Here is a 1,727-nt window from a genome sequence, read left to right on the forward strand (position 1 = left end):
GTASAAGAAGGCGGGSGTCGCCGTCGTCGGCCTCGCGGCGGACGGCGAGCASGAGGTCGGCGACCTCCAGGCGCTCGGCGGTCCCGTCGTSATCGTCGKCGGCAGCGAGGGCAAGGGCCTGTCCCGCCTGGTCGGCGAGACGTGCGACTTCCGGGTCCGCATTCCGATGCCGGGCGGCACCGAGTCGCTGAACGCCGGTGTCGCGGCGGGCGTCGTGCTCTACGAGGCCGCGCGGCGCCGCAGCTGAGGCCCGTCCGTCCGGGCCGCGTTGATCTCTTGACGCGGCCCGGACATTTCCCCACGGTCAAGACAGTGTCCTAAACACACATCACTCGGTTAGATGAGTGTGGACACCAGAACACCCCGCACTCCCACGGGGGGAAGCTCGTCAGGCTTCGACGAAGCTCCCGCGCTGAGCATGGTGAAGGTGCCGAGCGACCCGGCGCAGGTCATCGTCAATCACGCGAGCTTCCGCGTGCAGCTCCCCGCCGCTGGGCGCACCCAATCCCCGCGTATCTCCCGGCACTTGGGCGCCGCCGACCCGACGGTGCGCATCCCCGTCGCGGGCACGGCCGCCAAGCGCCGCGCGCCCGTCGTCTGGAGCGGCAGGTCCGATCCGGACGACACGGGCGCGATCAGACTCCTCCAGGCCGTGCGCGGCAGCAGTGTGCGCCGTTCGGCCGAAGAGACCGGCGACACGGGCGCCACGCAGGTCATCCCGCGCGTGGACTACGACGAGGGCCCGGAGACCGTCGAGACGCCCGGCGTCTCCGGCGGCCGCCCCGAGACCCGTCTCCTGCCCCAGATGCGCCTGCCCAGCAGCGACTACGACGAGCGGATCGCCGAGCGCGAGCGCCGCGAAGCGTACGACGGCGGGTACCCCGACTACACCGACGACGCCTACGAGATCGGCTACGACGACGGGACGGAGGGCGAGGAGCGCAAGCGGCGGCACGGTGCCGACCCGGTCCGCCACGCCTACTACCCCGGGCGCCGGATGAACCTCGGCGTGGTCCTGCTGCCGCTCCGCGTCTTCCTCGGCTTCATCTCCATCTACGCGGGCATGGGCAAGCTGTGCGACCCCGTCTACTTCGACGGCGGCGAGCGCGGCTCCATGGTCAAGTGGCTCACCTCGCTGCACCCCTGGGCGCTGGCCGAGCCGCTGCGCGACTTCGCGCTCCAGCACCCGGTGGGCGCCGGGCTCAGCATCGCCTTCCTCCAGGTCATCGTCGGCGTCCTGACGGTCCTCGGGCTCTGGCAGCGGGTCGCCGCCACGGTCGGGGTGCTGCTCTCCGCCGCGCTGATGGTCACGGTGAGCTGGAAGACCGTCCCGGCCTACGACGCCCCGGACATCATCTATCTGGCCGCCTGGTCGCCGCTGATCATCGCGGGCGCCCCGGTCTACTCCGTGGACGGCCGTCTCGCGGGCGAGGCCTGGCGCACGCTGGGCCCGCGCGTCGACATCTGGGACCTGCGGCGGCGCGTGCTGCGGCGCGGCGGTCTGGTCGGCGGTGTGGTGATCGGTCTGACGCTGCTCGTCGGCTCGCTCCTCGGCGGCGCGGTGCGCGACGCGGACCGGGTCACCGTCCCGGGACCCGGCGAGGCCCCGCGCAACGAACTGCCCGGCTCCCCGCTCCCCGGCGACCCCGCCAAGAAGCAGCGGCGCCAGGCCCAGAGCCCCTCCGCCTCCACCGGCTCGCCCACCCAGGGCGGCAACTCCGCGGGCC

2 protein-coding genes are annotated in these 1,727 nt (G+C 73.1%); both read left to right on the plus strand.

All coding sequences use genetic code 11. The features are described 5' to 3' along the window. A partial coding sequence (locus AB8Z36_RS39750; RefSeq protein ID WP_369218225.1) for a TrmH family RNA methyltransferase occupies positions 1-247 on the plus strand: 247 nt, incomplete at its 5' end. A gap of 93 nt (positions 248-340) precedes the next feature. Continuing rightward, a partial coding sequence (locus AB8Z36_RS39755) for a DoxX family protein (RefSeq protein WP_369218226.1) occupies positions 341-1,727 on the plus strand: 1,387 nt, incomplete at its 3' end.

It is taken from the genome of Streptomyces flavofungini (genome assembly GCF_041028215.1).
GTDB lineage: Bacteria > Actinomycetota > Actinomycetes > Streptomycetales > Streptomycetaceae > Streptomyces > Streptomyces flavofungini_B.